The 18,227-nt window shown below is 64.3% G+C and carries 17 protein-coding genes; 6 read left to right on the top strand and 11 right to left on the bottom strand.

The window, feature by feature from the left end; all coding sequences use genetic code 11:
- The first annotated feature begins 291 nt into the window (after nucleotides 1-291).
- Together HAP47_RS06035 and HAP47_RS06030 are read left to right on the top strand one after the other, a co-directional pair.
- Nucleotides 292-4,881: an autotransporter outer membrane beta-barrel domain-containing protein gene (locus tag HAP47_RS06035; protein ID WP_305879377.1), complete on the top strand. Its 4,590-nt coding sequence runs from the start codon at nucleotides 292-294 to the stop codon at nucleotides 4,879-4,881.
- A gap of 61 nt (nucleotides 4,882-4,942) precedes the next feature.
- Nucleotides 4,943-6,403 carry an aldehyde dehydrogenase gene (locus HAP47_RS06030; protein WP_231168948.1) on the top strand — a complete coding sequence of 487 codons (1,461 nt, stop codon included), beginning with the start codon at nucleotides 4,943-4,945 and terminating at the stop codon, nucleotides 6,401-6,403.
- Between the two features lie 66 nt (nucleotides 6,404-6,469).
- Here the strand turns inward: HAP47_RS06030 and HAP47_RS06025 are convergent, their stop codons facing one another.
- From HAP47_RS06025 to HAP47_RS06010, 4 genes are read right to left on the bottom strand one after another with little or no spacing between them, the layout of a single operon-like run.
- Nucleotides 6,470-7,090 carry a c-type cytochrome gene (locus tag HAP47_RS06025; protein WP_231168786.1) on the bottom strand — a complete coding sequence of 207 codons (621 nt, stop codon included), beginning with the start codon at nucleotides 7,088-7,090 and terminating at the stop codon, nucleotides 6,470-6,472.
- Entirely contained in the window at nucleotides 7,087-7,716 is a 630-nt protein-coding gene (locus HAP47_RS06020; protein WP_173639026.1) for a c-type cytochrome, read from the bottom strand. Before HAP47_RS06020 ends, HAP47_RS06025 begins: the two co-directional genes overlap by 4 nt.
- Nucleotides 7,717-7,735: 19 nt before the next feature.
- Complete coding sequence (locus HAP47_RS06015) at nucleotides 7,736-8,539, bottom strand: outer membrane protein (protein WP_173639027.1); 804 nt, start codon at nucleotides 8,537-8,539, stop codon at nucleotides 7,736-7,738.
- Between the two features lie 21 nt (nucleotides 8,540-8,560).
- On the bottom strand, nucleotides 8,561-10,090 hold the full coding sequence (locus HAP47_RS06010) for a cytochrome C (RefSeq protein ID WP_231168785.1): 1,530 nt from the start codon (nucleotides 10,088-10,090) through the stop codon (nucleotides 8,561-8,563).
- A 304-nt stretch (nucleotides 10,091-10,394) separates the two neighbouring features.
- On the opposite strand from HAP47_RS06010, the gene HAP47_RS06005 reads away from it, so the two are divergent.
- Nucleotides 10,395-11,042 carry a c-type cytochrome gene (locus tag HAP47_RS06005; protein ID WP_173639028.1) on the top strand — a complete coding sequence of 216 codons (648 nt, stop codon included), beginning with the start codon at nucleotides 10,395-10,397 and terminating at the stop codon, nucleotides 11,040-11,042.
- Here the strand turns inward: HAP47_RS06005 and HAP47_RS06000 are convergent.
- Complete coding sequence (locus tag HAP47_RS06000) at nucleotides 11,030-11,371, bottom strand: hypothetical protein (protein WP_371821801.1); 342 nt, start codon at nucleotides 11,369-11,371, stop codon at nucleotides 11,030-11,032. The two genes, HAP47_RS06005 and HAP47_RS06000, sit on opposite strands and share 13 nt — an antisense overlap.
- Here HAP47_RS06000 and HAP47_RS05995 point away from each other — a divergent pair.
- Entirely contained in the window at nucleotides 11,318-11,578 is a 261-nt protein-coding gene (locus HAP47_RS05995) for a hypothetical protein (RefSeq protein WP_231168783.1), read from the top strand. The genes HAP47_RS06000 and HAP47_RS05995 overlap by 54 nt on opposite strands.
- 294 nt (nucleotides 11,579-11,872) lie before the next feature.
- Here the strand turns inward: HAP47_RS05995 and HAP47_RS05990 are convergent, their stop codons facing one another.
- From HAP47_RS05990 to HAP47_RS05970, 5 genes are all read right to left on the bottom strand, one after another.
- The gene (locus HAP47_RS05990) at nucleotides 11,873-13,132 is read right to left on the bottom strand and encodes an arsenic transporter (RefSeq protein WP_173639030.1); all 1,260 of its coding nucleotides are present in this window, start codon (nucleotides 13,130-13,132) and stop codon (nucleotides 11,873-11,875) included.
- Nucleotides 13,132-14,337: an MFS transporter gene (locus HAP47_RS05985; protein ID WP_173640632.1), complete on the bottom strand. Its 1,206-nt coding sequence runs from the start codon at nucleotides 14,335-14,337 to the stop codon at nucleotides 13,132-13,134. The genes HAP47_RS05990 and HAP47_RS05985 overlap by 1 nt, the downstream gene beginning before the upstream one ends.
- A gap of 75 nt (nucleotides 14,338-14,412) precedes the next feature.
- Nucleotides 14,413-14,868 (bottom strand): DMT family transporter, encoded by a 456-nt coding sequence (locus HAP47_RS05980; RefSeq protein ID WP_173640633.1) that lies wholly within the window; start codon nucleotides 14,866-14,868, stop codon nucleotides 14,413-14,415.
- 2 nt (nucleotides 14,869-14,870) lie between these two features.
- Nucleotides 14,871-15,977, bottom strand: coding sequence for a metallophosphoesterase family protein (locus HAP47_RS05975; protein ID WP_231168782.1), 1,107 nt, complete (start codon nucleotides 15,975-15,977; stop codon nucleotides 14,871-14,873).
- 125 nt (nucleotides 15,978-16,102) lie between these two features.
- Nucleotides 16,103-16,552: a hypothetical protein gene (locus HAP47_RS05970; RefSeq protein WP_173639031.1), complete on the bottom strand. Its 450-nt coding sequence runs from the start codon at nucleotides 16,550-16,552 to the stop codon at nucleotides 16,103-16,105.
- Nucleotides 16,553-16,746: 194 nt separating this feature from the next.
- On the opposite strand from HAP47_RS05970, the gene HAP47_RS05965 reads away from it, so the two are divergent.
- Together HAP47_RS05965 and HAP47_RS05960 are read left to right on the top strand one after the other, a co-directional pair.
- A complete protein-coding gene (locus tag HAP47_RS05965; protein WP_173639032.1) occupies nucleotides 16,747-17,133 on the top strand; it encodes a hypothetical protein in 387 nt (128 codons plus the stop codon).
- A gap of 139 nt (nucleotides 17,134-17,272) precedes the next feature.
- Nucleotides 17,273-17,935: a response regulator transcription factor gene (locus HAP47_RS05960; protein WP_173639033.1), complete on the top strand. Its 663-nt coding sequence runs from the start codon at nucleotides 17,273-17,275 to the stop codon at nucleotides 17,933-17,935.
- Here the strand turns inward: HAP47_RS05960 and HAP47_RS05955 are convergent.
- A complete protein-coding gene (locus tag HAP47_RS05955) occupies nucleotides 17,911-18,180 on the bottom strand; it encodes a hypothetical protein (protein WP_231168781.1) in 270 nt (89 codons plus the stop codon). The two genes, HAP47_RS05960 and HAP47_RS05955, sit on opposite strands and share 25 nt — an antisense overlap.
- Between the last annotated feature and the right edge of the window lie 47 nt (nucleotides 18,181-18,227).

Here is an 18,227-nt window from a genome sequence, read left to right as displayed (position 1 = left end):
TTCGCGAGAGCTTCTACGAACGCGGCGTGCGGCTTCCTGCTGTAATTCCCGGTGCGTGTTTCGCGCCTGACGGTCCCTGACCGGGAGCCGTTCACGGTACCTTGGTACGACATCGTCCAATCGCTGCATGTTCTTCACCATGCGTTGCTTGCCGGACGGAGCTCAAGTAACAAGTGTTCGTGGTGGAGGTGCGATCGCGGACCTTCAGAAGACGTGGTTGACAACATGGCGCGAATGCCGATGACGGGCCCATCAACGTCCCGCAATTCTTGTTTTCACGGACAGCGATGTGTGCCTTCGTGGCGCGCTGTGCTGCTGGCGAGCGCAACCTGGCTTGTCGTCGATACCAGCGCCGGCTATGCGCAGACTTACATCACCAACTATCAGGTAATCTCCAGCGCCAACCAGTTTGCCTCACCGATCTATCTGCAGGGCGGCCAACTCAGTGCGGCGGCCTCGCTCGCGAGCATTGCGGGAGCCATCAACGTCGACGACAACCAGTCGGGCACACTCTCGGCCCAGAATGGCGGCTCTGTCGGCATCAACATCGGCAGGCTCGGCCGGAACGCGGTGCTGCACCTCGGCTCCGCCAGCGAGCAAGGCACCGTCGTCATTAATGGGTTCGCCAGCAATGCAGTTAGCAGTCCACCCTCGCTGTACATCGACGGCGGCTATGTGCGGGCGGGATCCTCGCAGTTCGGCGCAGCGCCCTCCACCTTCGCCGGCACGACGGTGGCCGCGAATGCTGTCCTTGACTTCAATGTCTATGCCGGGAGTGTCCGCAACCTGCAGGGAGCGGGTACGATCGGAAGCCTCGACGCCCCGATCACCGTGGACGGTGGCAACTATGCCGGCAGCATCCTCGGTGCAAGCCTGCTCGAATTCTATGGAACCACAATCTGGAGCGGGACCGCGAGCGGCATCCAAGCCTATCATGTGAACAGCGGCGCGACGCTGACGACCTCGGGCGGCACAACCATGCTGGCCACTGCTCGGCTCACGGTCGACGGAACATACAACCTCAACACCAGCGAAACCGTCGGCTCGCTGGCCGGAACCGGCAACGTGGCGGTCGCCGCGGGGCAGACACTGACCTCCGGCAACGACAATACCACCACCACCTTCTCCGGCGTCATTTCCGGTCCCGGCGGCCTGACCAAGAATGGCACCGGCACCCTCACCCTGAGCGGTTCCAATACCTACAGCGGCGACACCACGATCAACGCCGGTACGCTGCTGATGGGCACCGCCAATGCCATAGCCAACAGCCGCACACTCGTCGTGTGGGGCGGCACCTACGACCTGAACAACTTCGACCAGAGCGTCGGCGGCATCAACGGCAATTCCGCGACAACGATCGCCCTGCACTCGGCGACGCTGACGGTCGGGGGCGCCAACCAGAACTCGGGTTTTTTCGGCAACATCACCGGCTTCGGCGGCCTCATCAAGACCGGCACGGGCTACCAGGATCTGTACGGCATCAACAGCTACTCCGGATCGACCGTCATCAACGACGGCGTGCTGCGTCTGACCACCGGCGGCACTCTGCTCAATACGCCGACCATCGACGTCTACAACGGCGGCACTTTCATCCTCGGGACGGCCAATGGGCTGTCAACGTCCGTGGGGATCACGCTGCATGATGCCGGTTCGGGTCTGATGCAGGGGGTCAATCAGACGATTGGATCCCTGGCCGGCAGCGACGGCTCTTTCGTCCAGCTGAGTTCAGCAAGCCTGCTGACCACAGGAACCAGCAATGGCAACGCCGTGTTCGCCGGCCGTATCGACGGCGACGGCGCGCTGACCAAGGTCGGCACCGGCGCGCTGACGCTGTCGGGCCACAACACCTACAGCGGCGCCACCACGGTGAGCGGCGGCTCGCTCTATGTGAACGGTTCGATCGCCGCCTCCTCCGGTGTCACCGTCGCAGCCGGCGCACTGCTTGGCGGCTCCGGCACGGTGTCCTCCACCGTGGTGAACGGAACGCTCTCGGCCGGCAACTCGCCCGGCACGCTGACGGTTGCCGGCAACCTCGCTCTCAATGCGGGAGCTACCTCGATCTTCGAGCTGAACACGCCGGGCGTGGTCGGCGGCAGCAATCAGGGGACCGGGAACGATCTCGTCAACGTGAGCAACAACCTCACGCTCGGCGGTACCCTCGACGCGCGGATCGCCGCGGCGGGCTTCTATCGCCTGTTCACCTATGGCGGCGCGCTGTCCGGCGATTTCGCGGCCAAGGCCCTCAGTTCCACCACCTCGGGCTTCACCATCGCCAGCGCGCAGCTGGAGACCACGATTCCTGGCCAGGTCAACCTCTCGGTGCTCGGCACCGGACAGAACCTGCAGTTCTGGGACGGCGCCGACAGCACCGGCAACGGTACCGTCGACGGCGGTGCAGGAACCTGGAGCGCCGGCGGCACCAACTGGACCGGCAAACCCGGACAGGCGGCGATCAACGGCACATGGGGCGGATCGGTCGGCGTGTTCGCCGGCGCGGCCGGCGGCACGGTGGTGGTGGCGGGCACACAGAGCTTCGATACGCTGCAGTTCTCGACCAATGGCTACACGCTGAGCGGTGGCACTCTGGCGATCGCGCCGGCCAGCGGCAATGCCGGCGTGTTCAATGTCGACAGCAACATCTCGGCCACGATCGCGTCGACGATCGCCGATGGCAGCGGCACCGCGCTGGCTAAGGCCGGAGGCGGCACCCTGGTGCTGACCGGCAGCAACAGCTACAGCGGCGGCACGATTCTCGCCGGCGGCACCCTTTCGGTCTCGTCGGATGCCAATCTGGGGCTTGCTTCTGGCGCGCTGACATTCACGGGCGGCATGCTGCAGGTTACCGGCACGTCATTTACGACGACGTCCCGCGCGGTCACGCTTGCGGCAGGCGGCGGCGGGTTCGATATCGCCGACGCGGCGAACACGTTCACGCTGAACCAGGCCGTCACCGGGGCCGGCGGCCTGACGAAATCCGGCGCGGGCACGCTGGTGCTGGCAGGCGCCAATACCTATCAGGGCGGCACGACGATCAGCGGCGGCGTGCTGCAGGTCGCTGCAGACAACAACCTCGGGGCGGCTGGCAGCGGCGTCACGTTCGATGGCGGCACACTGAGCACGCAAGGCAGCTTCACCGCTGCTCGCGGGCTGGCTTTCACCGGCGCGGGCTCCATCACAACCGGCGGCGGCACGGTCGTCGACTTCGGCGGCACCGTCAGCGGCAGCGGTCCGTTCACCAAGAGCGGCGACGGCCGGCTGACATTCAGCGGCGACGGCAGTGCGTTCAGCGGCGCGACCACGGTGGCGGCCGGCACGCTGGCGGTCAACGGCGTTCTCGGCGGCACGCTCGCGGTGGACGCCGGCGCGCGGCTGCAAGGCAACGGCACGGTCGGACCGGCGACGCTCGCCGCGGGCGCGACCATCGCGCCGGGAAACTCGATCGGCACGCTCAATGTCGCCGGCAATCTCGCGTTCGCGCCCGGCGCGATCTACGAGACCGAGGTCAATGCCGGCGGACAAAGCGACCGCGTCGTCGCGAGCGGCTTGGCGACGTTGGCCGGCGCCAGGGTCAACGTCCTAGCCGGGAGCGGCAACTACGGACTACGGACCAGCTACACAATCCTCACCGCGGCCGGGGGGCTCTCCGGAACCTTCGCGGACGTCAGTTCCAACCTCGCCTTCCTGACGCCAAGCCTGGCCTACGATCCGCACAGCGTCACCTTGACGCTGACCCGCAACAGCACGGATTTCGCCGCTGTCGGCGCGACGCCGAACCAGCGCGCCACGGGCGCGGCGATCGACCGTCTCGACATCGGCAGCCCGGTGTGGAGCGCCGTCCTCCAGATGGACGAAGCCACCGCGCGCCGCGCATTCGACCAGTTCTCCGGCGAGATCCATGCCTCGAGCCGCGCCGTGCTGCTGCAGGACAGCCACGTCGTACGCGACACGGTGATGGACCGTCTGCGCAACGCCTTCGCCACCGCCGGCGCACCGTCGCTGCCGATGATGGCCTATGCGGCGGCCGATAGCGGGCAGCCGGCAAGCACGCCCAACCAAGACATCGTAGTATGGGGCCAGGCGCTCGGCGCGTGGGGCCATCTGGCTGGTGACGGCAATGCCTCGCGCATCAACCGCACTACCAGTGGTGTGCTGGCGGGCGCCGATGCCCGCATCGGCGACGGCGACTGGCGGGTCGGCTTCGTCGGCGGCTACAGCCAGACACGGCTCGACGTAGCACGGCTCGGTGCCTCGGGCACCAGCGACAACGCCCATGTCGGTCTCTATGCTGGCACCGAATGGAATGCGCTTGCGCTGCGCGCCGGCGTCGCCGGCAGCTGGCAGGAACTTGCTGCGAGTCGCACCATCATACTTCCCAATTTCGCCGATCGGCTGACCTCCTCGTACGGCGCCTGGACCACGCAGATGTTCGGCGAACTCGGCTATCGCCTGCGTGTCGGCCGGTTCGATCTCGAGCCTTTCGCGGGTGCCGCCTACGTCAATGTGGCGAGCGACGCCTTCCGCGAGACGGGGGGCGCCGCAGCGCTCACGGGCTATAATCCAACGATGGAGGCGACGTTCACCACCCTTGGCGCGCATGCCGCGACCGGCTTCGACCTCGCCGGCGTCTCCACCACCGCCCGCGCGACCGTCGGATGGCGGCATGCGTTCGGCGCCGTCACGCCGATCACCATGGTCAGCTTCGCCAATGGCGACCCCTTCACCATCGCCGGTACGCCGCTCGCCCGCGACGCCGCCGTGCTCGAGGCCGGGCTCGACGCGCGGGTGTCGGTGGACGCGACGATCAATCTCTCCTACAGCAGCCAGATCTCCGGGGCCCTCATCGACCAGTCGTTCCGCACCGGGCTCAATCTGAAGTTCTAGCCTTGCGCCGACCATAACCATCGCCTTGCTGGAGGATGTCATGAAGACCTATCAGCTCTAAATCAACGGCCAGTATGTCGACCCCGCCAACGGCGAGTGGTTCGACACCATCGATCCCTATCGCGGCGAGGCCTGGGCGAGGATTCCGCGCGGCTCGGCGGCCGATGCCGATAAGGCGGTGAAATCAGCCAATGAGGCGATGTGGCGCGGCCCGTGGGCGAAGATGACGGCGTCCGCGCGGGGCAAGGTGATGCGCAAGCTCGGCGATCTCGTCGCGGCCAACGCGGAGCGTCTCGCCGAGATCGAAGTGCGCGACAACGGCAAGCTGATGGCCGAGATGCTGGGCCAGCTCCGCTACCATCCGGAGTGGTGGTGGTATTTCGGCGGCCTGGTCGACAAGCTCGAGGGCGGCCTGGTGCCGATCGACAAGGCGGACACCTTCGCCTACACGACGCATGAGCCGGTCGGCGTCGTCGCGGCGCTCACCGCCTGGAATTCGCCGCTGCTGTTCGTCGCCTGGAAATGCGCCGCAGCACTCGCCGCCGGTTGCGCGGTGGTCGTCAAGCCCTCGGAATTCACCTCGGCCAGCACGCTGGAATTCGCGGCGCTGACCAAGGAAGCCGGCATTCCGGACGGCATCTTCAACGTGGTGACCGGCTTCGGGCCCGAGGCAGGCTCCGCATTGATCTCGCATCCCGGCGTCGCCAAAATCACCTTCACGGGATCGGACACCACCGGCGCAAAGGTCTACGAGACTGCCGCCAGGAGCCTGAAGCGGGTCTCGCTCGAGCTCGGCGGCAAGTCGCCGAACATCGTGTTCGAGGATGCCGACTTGACGGCGGCTGCGGCCGGCGCGATCTCCGGCATCTTTGCCGCGACCGGCCAGACCTGCATCGCCGGATCGCGCCTGCTGGTGCAGAGCTCGATCAAGGAGAAGTTCGTCGCGCGCGTGCTGGAGCTGGCAAAATCCGCCAAGATCGGCGATCCCATGCAAGCCGACACCAATGTCGGCCCGATCACGACGCCCGCGCAGTACAAGAAAGTGCTCGACTACATCGATATCGCGAAAGCCGAAGGCGCGCGCTGCCTGCTCGGCGGCAAGCCTGCGTCCGGCGAGGGTATCAAGGGCGGCCAGTTCGTCGAACCGACCATCTTCACCGATGTCGACAACACCATGCGGATCGCGCGCGAGGAGGTGTTCGGCCCGGTGCTGTCGATCATCTCCTTCGACACCGAGGAAGACGCCATCCGCATCGCAAACGACACGATCTACGGCCTTGCCGCCGGCATCTGGACCAAGGACCTGGCGCGCGCCATCCGCGTGCCGAAGCAGCTGCGCGCCGGCACGGTTTGGGTGAACACCTATCGCGCCATCAGCTACATGATGCCGTTCGGCGGCATGAAGCATTCCGGCGTCGGCCGCGAGAGCGGCATCGACGCGGTGCGCGAATATCAGGAGACGAAAAGCGTCTGGATCTCGACCGCGACGGACGTGCCGGCGAATCCGTTCGTGATGCGGTGAGAGTGCGCCCCGACCGCCGTCTGCTCACCTCCCCCGTCCGGGCGCCGACAGGCGGCGGAAGATCGGCTACCTGATGAAGCTGAGGTAGGATGCCAACGCCTCGATTTCGGCGGATGCCAACGGGCGGGCGACCAGAGGCATCGGCGATCCCGGGACGGAGTGGTAGCCTTGGCCCCATTGCTCCAAACGTGCTTTCAGATAGAACCGCGAGAGTCCGCCGAGGCGGGGAATATCACGGATGCCCTCGGCGTCCGGGCCGTGGCAGGCGTAGCAGGCCGCGATATTCGCTTCTGGAATCCCTTCCATGTAGATTGTGCGGCCCGTCGCGGCGAGGTTCCTGTTGCCGTCATTGGCGGGCCTCGGCGGGATCGTCGCAAAATAGGCGGCAAGATCGCGAGCGGCTTGCGGTCCGAGAACGGCCGTCGCGTTCCACATATATTGCTTCGACAGCGGAGCGTCACGGAAATGCTCGTGAAAGCTTTTGAGTTGCGTTTCCAGATAGGCCGGTCGCTGACCGGCCAGCCGCGGCGCGATCGCATAGCCCTGTGCCGATGTGCCGTGACACCAGGCGCAATTCTGAACCGACACGGTCTGCTCGCCGGCCACGGCCGCGGCAGTCGGGGCGACGAGCGCCGAGAGCGCTATCAGCAGCGCGACCGTCCAGGCGGAACGCATGATGATGCTCATGGCAGCGTACTCACATAGGCGGCGACAGCTTCGATCTGCGATCTCGACATATTGTGCGCGGTCGGCACCATGACCGCCGAGGTATCGACTGACGTTCCCTGGCCTCGCACTTTCGACCAGCCAGCCAGCTGACCGACCGTATATTCGTAGAGCTGTCCGGCAAGCCGCGGGATTTCGTTCTGGCCGCGTCCGTCGCTGCCATGACAGGCAGCGCAGGCCGGTACGTTGGCTTCCGGCAGTCCTTCGTTGAAGATCTGTCTGCCCGCGGCAAGCGAGTGCGAAGGCGCGCCCCCGATCGGCCTCGGATTGAGATGTCGGAAATGCGACGCCAGTGCCGAAACCATCGATGGGCTCAGCGCATGCGCGACATTGGCCATGACCGGATTGATGCGCCGGCGTTCGACAAAGGCGCGCAGCTGGTTCTCGAGATATTCCTGTTGTTGGCCCGACAGTCGCGGCATCGGGAAGTAGCCGCGGTAGCCCTGACCCGACAGGCCGTGACACGTTTTGCAATAGTCGAGCTTGGCCTGCAGCTCATCAGCCCGGCTTGCGGTCGAGAGACCTGCCAACAATGATGCGGCAAGGATCGCCGCTCGTATCGTCAAATAGGAGCCCAAGCTGCTCATCGTCCGCTTTCGAAGCGTTCTATTGCCAATTCCACACATGGAAGTTCACGCCGAGCTTCACCGTCTGCAGGGTCGTCTTGAAGCTCAGTGGGCTAACCCCATTGTTGACGTCGTTCATCATCGCGGTATGGGTGCCGAAGTCATAATAGTCGTACTCGAGTCGCGCCGACCAATCGTCACTGAACGCCCATTCGACGCCAGCCCCCAGAGTCCAGCCCAAGCGGTCACCCAGCCCCTCAAAGTCGAAGGGGATCGCGGGCACGACAGCGCCAGCTGCCGTGAAATTTCCGGTGAGGCTGTACTTGCTGTTTGCCCAGGCGACGCCGCCCTTCGCATAGAACAGCCAGTGATCGGCCGCATAACCGACTCTGCCGGTCACCGTCGGAATGAAGTCGGTCTTGATGGTCAGGAGCGCTGTGTCGGGCGGACTATCGGGAAGTGCGAGCAGCCGCTCTCCTTTCATCGTGGAACCGGAAGCCGCGCCCTCTATACCGATCACAAAATTCGACGACGTCTGGTAGTCGCAACCGAGCTGGCCGCCGACAACCGCGCCGCGCTGGTCGAGGCCGACAGTGGTAGGGCCGCCCGTCGTGAAACCCGGACCACCCAGATTGACGTTGTCCTGCACCAGCAATACTGGATCGGTGACGGTGTTGCTCATCCAGGATCCGCCGCCGTGCATGCCGATATAGCAGCTCGTCCAGGTGAACCTTTGCACGAACGTCGCCTTGACCGGCATCTGGGTCGGTAGATCAGCGGCGAACGCCGGCGCGGTAGCAATGAGGGCCAGCCCTGCAATTCCGAACAAAGATAATTTGCTCATGAGTCGATCTCCGTTGCGCCGCTACATCGCAAACCATGCATGAAGGAAAAGAGTGTTGTTATCCTGGGCTGCAAGCGTGGTGCCGTTGAACTTGTTGTAATAGACGTATTGCAAGCCGATCTTGGCGTTGAACCACGGCCAGCCCGGCGCTTTACCCATTCCAAACGGAATGTAGTCGAGCTCCACCATCCAGCCGTTGCTGTTCGGACTGTTGTTGGCGAAGCCGCCGCCAACCGAATAGAGATTGGCGTCAGGCGTTCCCCAGATCTTGAAATACTGACCGGTCAGCGCGAAGCGATTGTCGCCGCCGAAGGTGACCTCGCCGGTAAGGCGAAGCGTGTTCAGCAGATTGTTCGGGTTGGCGGACGCGCCCGTCGGAAAGCTCGCATTGAGCTGCTGGAACTCGCGGAGATAATTGGCGCGAAGCGTGATCCAGTAGTTGGAGCCCTGGTATTGATATTGGGAGTCGAAGCCGACGTCGGTGAACCTGTCCGCGATGCCGAGCACACCGGTTGTTCCCTGCACGAAGGTCGAATCGATCCACGGATTGACGTTGAAGATCATGCCATAGGTACCGAACATGAACGTGTGCGGACCCCAGTGCGGCTCGAGCGCCACGCGCCAATAGGGCGCCACTCCGCTGAACAGGCCCGGCGCCCCGAACGGATCCACGCCGAGCGAGTTCTGCTGCCCGAAGCGAAGGGTCTGGTAGCCGGTCGCTTCAAGATAGAGCATGTCATTGATCATCGTATAACCGCCGACACCCACGACATGCGCAGCGAAGGCGCCCTCGATCATCGTGCTGGCGCTGGGCGTAGAACCAAGGTTCGAAACGGCATAGGGAAACGTCCAGGCCGGCGTCGTATTCCAGAGATCCTGAACGGTCGGATTGTTGTTGGCTGTGATGCCGTAGATGATATCGAGCGGCCCGATCCTGGTCGTGCTCGCAAACCGCACGTCGGTATTGTCCCAAGTCCAGGTATGCAGGAATTTGTCCGCTGGAGTGCCACTCAACCCGGACACCGGATCGGGCGCGTTGTAGGTGACTTGAGCGAACGCGCCGATGTTGCTGGTGATCGCGCCACCCCAGAAACCGCTGAAGGGCGTCAGCACGGCGTTGTCGTTAGGTCGATAGGGATCGGTCGGAGCGGGGATATCGGCTTGCGTGTGGGTAAAGCCCGCAATTGCCATCATAGAGATCGGGGGCACCCAGCCTCGCTCGCCGCTCGATGTGGCGGCCGGCGTGTCACCGCCGCCGTCGGTGCGGTTGGCGTAGCTGCGGAGCGCGGCATAAGCCTCCTGCGGTCCGTTGCTGTTGCCGAACGGCGTCGTCTTGTAGAGGCCGCCGCCCGTCGTATAGCCGAGAAGCTTGAAGCGGCGGCCGAACGGCGTCAGCCCGGGGAAGCTTGTATGACAGGTGCCGCAAGGCTGCCCGGTCTGCCGCGCGAAGCTCGGCAAAGCGCTTGCCGGCGTGGGTCCGCCGATCATCATGAGCAGAACGACGGCGACAAAAATGGCCCCGAGGGCGGCAACGCCGCTTTTGGTCAACACTCGATCGGAATGTCCGTCCCGCATCGCATCTCGTTCCGTCTAGCGCGCGACTTCATTTCAAAATAGAGAACGACGCGCTGCAGACGAGATAATGCAATGGCTGCGCTCGCTGTGAAGCAGCTTCATCGCAAGCGATTGCGTTTCCATACGACGCGCGCCATTTCAGCAACGAGCGTTGCATCTGCAACAGCAAACGTTGCATGTACAACGATATCGCGTGCGCCGAAGTTGATTTGAAAATTTGAAGTGGACCGATACGCGCGGCGCAGCGTAGCTTTGCGCGCGCATCTGAAGGGGCACGACAATGAATTTGCGATTGAACCGGCGCGCTGCTTTCGCCACTGTTCTTGCGTTCGCTTCCACGTCCATCGGCGCATACGGCGCCGCGGCAGAAAACATTCCAGCGCAGGTTCTCAAAGCGAAGACGGATTACTGCAAGACTTGTCACGGAATCGACGGGCAGGGATTTCGTGGATCGGCTCCCATGCCACGGCTTGCGGGCCAGCAGCCGGAATATCTCGCGAGCCAGCTGCAGGCATTCATCGACCGCAGGCGGACCAATCCCGTGATGAACAACGTCGCGCACGTGCTCGACCCGGAGATGGTCAAGGCGCTCGCCGCCTATTTCAAGGACCTCAATCCGAAGCCGCTCGGAGGCGGAGCCAAAGCGCCTTCGTCCGAAGGCAAGACAATCTACGAAGAAGGTGTGCCGAGCGCCAACATTCCGGCCTGCGCATCCTGTCATGGCCCCGACGGCAAAGGCGCCGACGCTTTTCCGCGCCTTGCCGGTCAGCTTCCCGACTACGTCCAGCGCAAGCTGGCCAATTGGGACAAGGAGCGTGGCCAGAAGAAGGACCAGCCCGACAACTCATCGATCATGCAGCCTATAGCGCACGATCTGACCGACACCCAAGTAAAGGCGGTCGCCGCCTACGTCAGTCAGCTAAATTGACCAGCGCCGCGGACGGCGGTTCGGAAAATCGCTCGACCGGATGCGTAATGCGATCTGCAATACTGATCAGCGCCAGCGTGCCCTCTTTGCCGAGCAGCGCCTTGGCCTCGGCTTGCGCCGCCAGCCACGCCGGCTGAGCGCTGAAGAGCAGATCCTTTCCTGCGCCCGTCAACGCAATCGGTCTGCTCCGGCCGTCGGCCGTTGTCGCGGATTTCTTCAATCCATCCTTCACAGAGTATCAATTTCAGATTTCGGGTAAGCGTCGAGCGGTCCAGATGCTGCAGGCGGGCAATCTCAGCGCGCGTGATGGAGCCGGCCTGATCGATCATCGAGAGCTGGACGAATTGCGTCGAGCTGACGCCAAACGGCCGAAGCGCCTTGTCGAAAAGTTCCGTGACGGACCGGGAAACGTAGCGGACTGTCATAAAGACGCTATCGCCGTGCCGCAGGCCATTGTTCAGATCTGTCCCCCTAACTTTTCGCATCGACGTCTCCGCCACGCATCTTTTGAAGCCTGCGTCGTTTTGCCGTGGTGACGATTGCGATAGATCAATAGTGATCCTCTCGGCACCGCAGATGCAACTCGCTCGCAAGTTTGCGAGTCGAGTTTTGGGGAATGCTGACGACCCGCGAAGCAGACTGAGTGGCTTGGCGTGAAGCATTCCGGCATCGACGCCGTGCGCGAATATCAGGAGACCAAGAGCGTCTGGATCTCGACCGCGACGGACGTGCCGGCGAATCCGTTCGTGATGCGGTGAAAATGGTCCGACATGCACCTTTCTCCGGTGGAAGAGGTTCATCAAGCCTGCAGACTCACAGAACTGCCGACGTCACGGTGCAACCAGCGAAAGTGCCAGTAACGACAAGATCAGGGCCGGAGGCGTTACAAGGATGCCCAGCCGCAAGAACTGCAGCGCGCTGACGTGTTCGCCTTCGCGGCGCAGCGCGATCAGCCACAGGATGGTCGCAAGCGAGCCCGTGACCGACAGATTAGGTCCGAGATCGACGCCGATCAGGACCGCGCCGGTGACGTGATGCGACACCTGTGCAGCTTGCGTCGTCGTCGCCGCGATCAGCCCCATCGGCAGGTTGTTGATGAGGTTCGAGGCGATCGCCGTGATGATGCCGGCCCCCCATGCGGCTGCGTGCGGCGACAGCGCGGCGGTTCGCTTGAGCTCTTCGGCGAGCGCCGGCAGGACGCCGGTCCGGTTGAGCCCTTCGACCAGGATGAACAGCCCGGCGACGAGAGGCAGGACCGACCAGGAGATATCGCGGGCGACAGAGAGCGGCGATTTGCGGCCGAGCAGGAGAACGATCGCGGTTACGACTGCACCGCAGGCGAACGTCGGGATTCCGAGATCAAGGCCGAAAGCCGATGCGGCGAGCAGCACCACCGCTGTCGCGCCGATGCCGGCCGCGACGATCGTAGCGCTCCTCGTCAGAATGGCCGACTCTCCGTCGCGCTGATCGACGTCGCCCAACAGGCTCTTGCGCAAGCTGATCCGGAGCATGATGAAGGTCACCGCGATCGCCACGATCGACGGCAGCAGGAAGTAGTGCAGCCACTCCGGCAGCGTCGGCATCCGGGCGCCGAACAGGACGAGGTTGGCCGGGTTCGAGATCGGCAGCACAAAGCTGGCAGCGTTGGCGATGAACGCGCAGACGAACAGATACGGCAGCGGCTCGACCTTCGCGGTACGGGTCGCGGCATAGACCGCGGGCGTCAGCACGACCGCAGTGGCGTCGTTCGACAGGAAGATCGTGACCAGCGTGCCGACCGCATAGACGATCGAGAACAGCCGGGACGCCGAATTGTGCGCATGCCTGACGGCCTGTTCGGCGAGCCAGTCGAACAGCCCCTCCTTCCGTGCGACCTCAGCCAGCAGCATCATGCCGATCAGAAAAAAATAGACGTCCGTGCCTTTCCCTGCGGCCGCGACGGCATCCCGCCATGGCAGCAGGTCGAAGGCGATCAGCAAGACGGCGCCGGTCACCGCCCAGATGTATTCCGGCAGATTCCACGGACGGGCGATGACGCCCAGGGTCGCAAGACCCGCGATTCCCCAGGTCGCGGCATTGTTGGCGAACATCAGGCGACACCTGCGACGTGTGAGGCCATTGCGCCCGATGCCCGCCCGGGCTTCGTCGCACAGGCGGGTTTCAGCAACGGAGCGAAGACGCTCCACAGCGCGACCGAGATCGCGGCGAAGCCGCCGAGGATGAGAAACATCGGCCCGTAGCCGAACTCCTGCGCGATCCAGCCGCCGATCGCCGGACTGAGCGAGGCGCCGATGCCCTGCACCGTCATGACCGCGCCCTGACCGGCGTTGATCCGCCCGGTGCCGTCGAGGATCCGCGCGACGAGGCCCGGCACCGCGACGCTTTGCAGGCCCGCCCCAACCCCATCGAGAATCTGCACCGGATAGACACCCCATCTGTTCAAGAGCCAGGCCGCGATGATACCCCGGATCGGCAAGGCCATGAACGATACCAGCAAGACCAGCCAGTAGCCTTCCCTTTCGGCCATCTGCATCGCAGCCAGCGCGGTCAGGATCATGGTGCCCTGGGCGATGACGATGGTCATGGCGACAAAGCTCGCGGGGTCGGCCTGCTTGTCGGCAACGACGGCCAATCCGTAGAGCGGAAGCATCGCTGCATTGCCGAGGTGGAAGAACAGCAGTGCTGCGGCGAGGACCAGCAGTGGCTTCGACTCGACCAGCACCTGCAACCCGCTGGCGGGCCTGTTGTCACCGGCCTCGTGTTCGAGCCCGCGCGCTGCGTCGTCGTCGATGGAAGCGCTCGGGATCATCAGCACGGAAATGATGGAGAGGACGCCGAAGACCGCAGCGAGCCAGAACACCGCCGTGAAGCCGTACATCCAGCCGGCTAGTCCGGACAGCCCGGCCCCCACCATGTTGCCGGCGTGGTTGAAGGCCTGGTTGCGGCCGTTCTGCCGATTGAAGCCGGCCTGATGGACGATGCCCAGCGTGATGCCGGCGACGGCCGGGCCGATCGCGGCGCCGGCGATCGCGGTCGCGACCTGGGAGGCGGCCACCAGCCAGAACTCCTGCGACAGCAGCACGATGCCGGATGCAATGACGGTGCAGACGCCGGGGATGATGACGAACAGCTTCTTGCTGCGCGTGGCGTCGATCAGGGCCCCTGCCGGCGTCGTCATCAGCATCCCGGCGATGCCGCCCGCCGTCATCACCGTTCCGATCCAGCCGCTCTGCCAGCCATGCGCGAGCAGAAATACGCCCAGGAACGGGCCGATGCCGGCCTGCATGTCTGCCATGAAGAAGTTCAGGGCGAGCAACGGACGCAGCGCGCCATCTCGATTTGCCTTGTGTGTGGTCACCGGCGCCGCTCCTCAGAAACGCGAAATGAGGAAGATGCCGGCCATCATCAGAACCGCGCCGGCCGCGCGGCCCGGCGTGAGCTGGTGAACCGTCATGCCGAACCAGCCATATTTGTCGATGAGCAGAGACATCAGGATGTTCGCGGTGATGGTGAGGCCGCCGAACGTTCCTGCACCGACCTGTCCGACGAAGAGAAGACCGGCCACCACGGCGAACGCACCGATGAGGCCGCCGAGTGGCGCCCACCAGGGCATCGCCGCGATGCTTTCGCGGGTCGGGAACGGATGCGGCTGACACATCCAGATGACAGACAGGAACGCGACCACCGGCAGGAACGAGACGATGCTCGACAGCCACGGGTTCTCCATCGAGTTGCGCAAGGCGTTGTTCATGGGTGGACCCCAGGCCTGGAGCGCGCCCGCAATGAGGATGATCGGATAAAGCCAGACTGCACCGAGATTCTGCATCGTCACCACTTCCGCCCGTTACGGTTCGGCCCCAGTTGCGTTCCGAAGAGATGGCGTTCGGGCCATGCGCCGATCGAGCCGGCATCGCTTCCCGTGGCGGCGCGGCCAACGCCCGTCGTGTCGCATTCGATGACGTCGCTGTCCGTTGCGCCGTTCTCGTCTGTCACGCGCACTTCGAGGCGGAGCGTTCCACGGCCGGCAAGGATCCGTGCCGTGAAGATGCCGCGATCGCCAGGAAACATCGGGCTCCACGGACCGTCGTCGACGCGAAACGCGCCGGACGTAACAGTTGCAGCACCCCAGGCGCGGGCACGGATGTGACGCGTCGGTGCGGCCTCGGCCTCACGGAGATCAAGCCGCCGGTCCGCGGGCGACGTGATCATGACGAAGGGCCAAGGGGAATCGAGCGGCTTGAAGCGCCAGCTTACGACATCGCCGTCGAGCGCGCCGAAGCTGAAGCCGACGGGCCCCTCCTCGATCTGTCCCGTCGATCGCGTCGCGGCATAGATGGTGCGTCCGTCATGGGCGATCTCGTTGTAATGCGTGTGGCCCATGGCGACGAGACGGGCACAGCTCTGGTCGAGCAGCTGTGACAGTCGCTCGGCTTCTTCACCGAGATCGGCCGGATAGGCGTGCATGAAGACGACACAGGCTTTCCCGTCGCACTGCGCTTCGGCAAGCCGAACCTTCAGCCAGTCGAACTGCTCGGCGCCCAACCTGAAATCCGGACCGCCGGCCCCCTGCGAGACGACGTCCAGGAACAGACATAGGTGCCCCCGAATCTCCTCGGCATAAGGCAATTGCGGGACGCGAAGTCCGCGATAGAAGCTGGCGAGCGATCGCGGCTTGAAGTCGTGATCGCCCGGAATCGCGCGCCATGGAAGGCGGAGTTCGTCGAGCCCCCCGCGCACCAGGCCGAACTGATCGTCAGTGCCGTCGTCGGCGTTGTCGCCCGGCAGATAAACGAAATCGACGTCACCACCAACGTTCCGGTTGAGTTCGTGCGCGATGCGGATGAAGTCTTGATGGTTTTGCAATCCCTGCTCGGTCAGATGCAGGTCGCCCATCTGCACGAACCGCAACGGAATCTCTTCGCGTGAATTGGACACAACATCTCCCAATGTGTGATTGATCTGTCCGCTCGCCGGCTCCTCAATGGAGCCAGAGCCGGTTGAGTTCCGGCTCCGGCCGCCTTTTCTGACGCCGGGTCGCTCCCAGGGCGAAGCCCCAAGCCTCAGGCAGCTTCGTGTCCGTTGCCGACCAGCTTGGCCTTCCGAATCCGACCGCCCAATTCGACGTGCAGTTCGTAGGTCTCGCCGTTTCGCCGGCCCTCGAGTTCGAAGTGCTTGGGCTTGCGACGGGGCACGCCGACCGGCTCGAACCCGGCCGCGCGCGCGGCCTCGATCGCCGTGGCGGAGTCCGCGGGTTCGTGATGGCCGTGATCGGGCTTCCTCTTGTGCCGGATCGTCACGCTCTCGCGGCCGCAGGCGAAACGCGTCACCTTGAGCTCGGAGGGCTTCTGTTCGCCTTCCAGCTCGACGTCGGCTCCGATCCGGAGCTCGACGAGGTCCGCTCCGTGCGGCGTGAGATCGGCAAGCACCGCACCCTTCGCGGTCTGAACCACGAAGCGGTGCGCGAACACGTGCACGATCTTCCCGGATAACTTGATCTGGTCTTCGGACATCCTGGTCTCCTGATTTCCATTCATTCGTCATTCGCTCACAGCGCTTTGGGCCCCGGAGGTGGCGGCGGGGGCGGTACATCGGCCCGCGGGGGTGCTCCAGGAGGCGGCGGCGGCGCGTCCGCCCGCGGCGGCGGAGGTGGCGCCCCGCGAGGCGGATGCGGCGGGGGACCGAAGGCTTCCGCCCTGCCGTCGGCATGCGAAACGATCTGAGCGTGGACGATCCCGCGCTCGAATATGCCCTCGACCGTGATGGTCTCGCCTTTGGTCACCAAGCCGGCACGTTCTCCGCGCGGTCCGAGGTCGACCAGGGCCCGACCGCTGCCGTCGTCGACGATGAACTTGTTGCCGAAGATCTCGGCGACGCTGCCGCGCACCGCGGACGGACTTCCAGGCTGCAGCGCATTGATGGCGGTCGGCTGCAACAGCATGACGCTGCGCGGCTGCCAATTCTGGGCGAGTCTCACCCCACCCGCGCCGGCGGCAGCACCGACAGCGAGTACGGCGAGCGCGACACCTGCCAGCAGGGCTCGATGCCGCGGCTGTCGGCGCGCCGGGGGCGATGGGGCGGCGTCTGGATGTGAATGGCTCTCGGTCATCGAGTGGTCCCTTCATCGATTGCGATGACCGAAGCCTAGGACACCGCCCCCAATCCAGCCTGAACCGTTTCGTTCAGGTTGGGTTAAGCTCCCGGGCATAGGTCCCGTCCGAGGTGGAAGCGGCATGAAAATCCTTCTGGTGGAAGATGATCGCCTGCTCGCGCAAGAGATTGCCCGCGCCTTGCGTGAGGAAAACTTCGCGGTCGATGTGGCGGCGAACGGCGAGGACGGACAGCATCTCGGCGAGACGGAATCCTACGACGTCGCGGTGCTCGATCTGGGATTGCCCAGGGTGCCCGGGGTCGAGGTGCTGCGTCGATGGCGAAAGCACGACCGGCATCTGCCGGTGCTGATCCTGACCGCGCGCGACGGCTGGACTGAAAAGGTCGAGGGCTTCAAGGCAGGAGCCGACGACTATCTGACGAAGCCGTTTCGGACCGAGGAATTGGTCATGCGCCTTCGTGCGCTGGTCCGTCGCGCCTCCGGGCATGCCGCGCCGCGCATCTCATGTGGCCCTCTGACTTTCGAAACACAGACCGGGGTGTTCGAGTTCAACGGCCTTCCGTTGAAGCTGACTGCGCTGGAATGGCGCGTTCTCGAATGCCTTGTCCTGCGCAAGGATACCGTGGTCGAGCGCGGCCTGCTGTCGGAGAAGGTCTACGAAGGGGACATCGGGACGGACTCGAATTCGATCGAAGTGATCGTCGCCAGGCTGCGCCGCAAGATCGGGAAGACGCTGATCGAGACCGAAAGAGGCCGCGGCTACAAGCTCAACTCGGGATCTTGATGATGAGCCAGAGCACGTCGCTCGGCCGACGCCTTATGATCGGGGCCGGCATATTCATCACCGCCGCGCTCGTCGTCGCCGCGGTCCTGATCTCGTTCGTTCTGCATCGTTTCGTGCAAGGGCAGATCGATCAGAGGCTCGATGCCCAGATCCAGTTTCTGTCTTCCATGCTCGATGTCGATGGTAGCGGCAATCTGCGCCTGGCAGGATCCGCCGACGGCCCGCCTTTCGATCGGCGCCGACACGGCTGGTACTGGAAGATCTCCGGACCAAAAAACGTACTGCGGTCCCG

The organism is Bradyrhizobium sp. 41S5, assembly GCF_011516665.3.
Lineage (GTDB): Bacteria > Pseudomonadota > Alphaproteobacteria > Rhizobiales > Xanthobacteraceae > Bradyrhizobium > Bradyrhizobium quebecense.
This window is presented reverse-complemented; position numbering and strand designations above follow the sequence as displayed.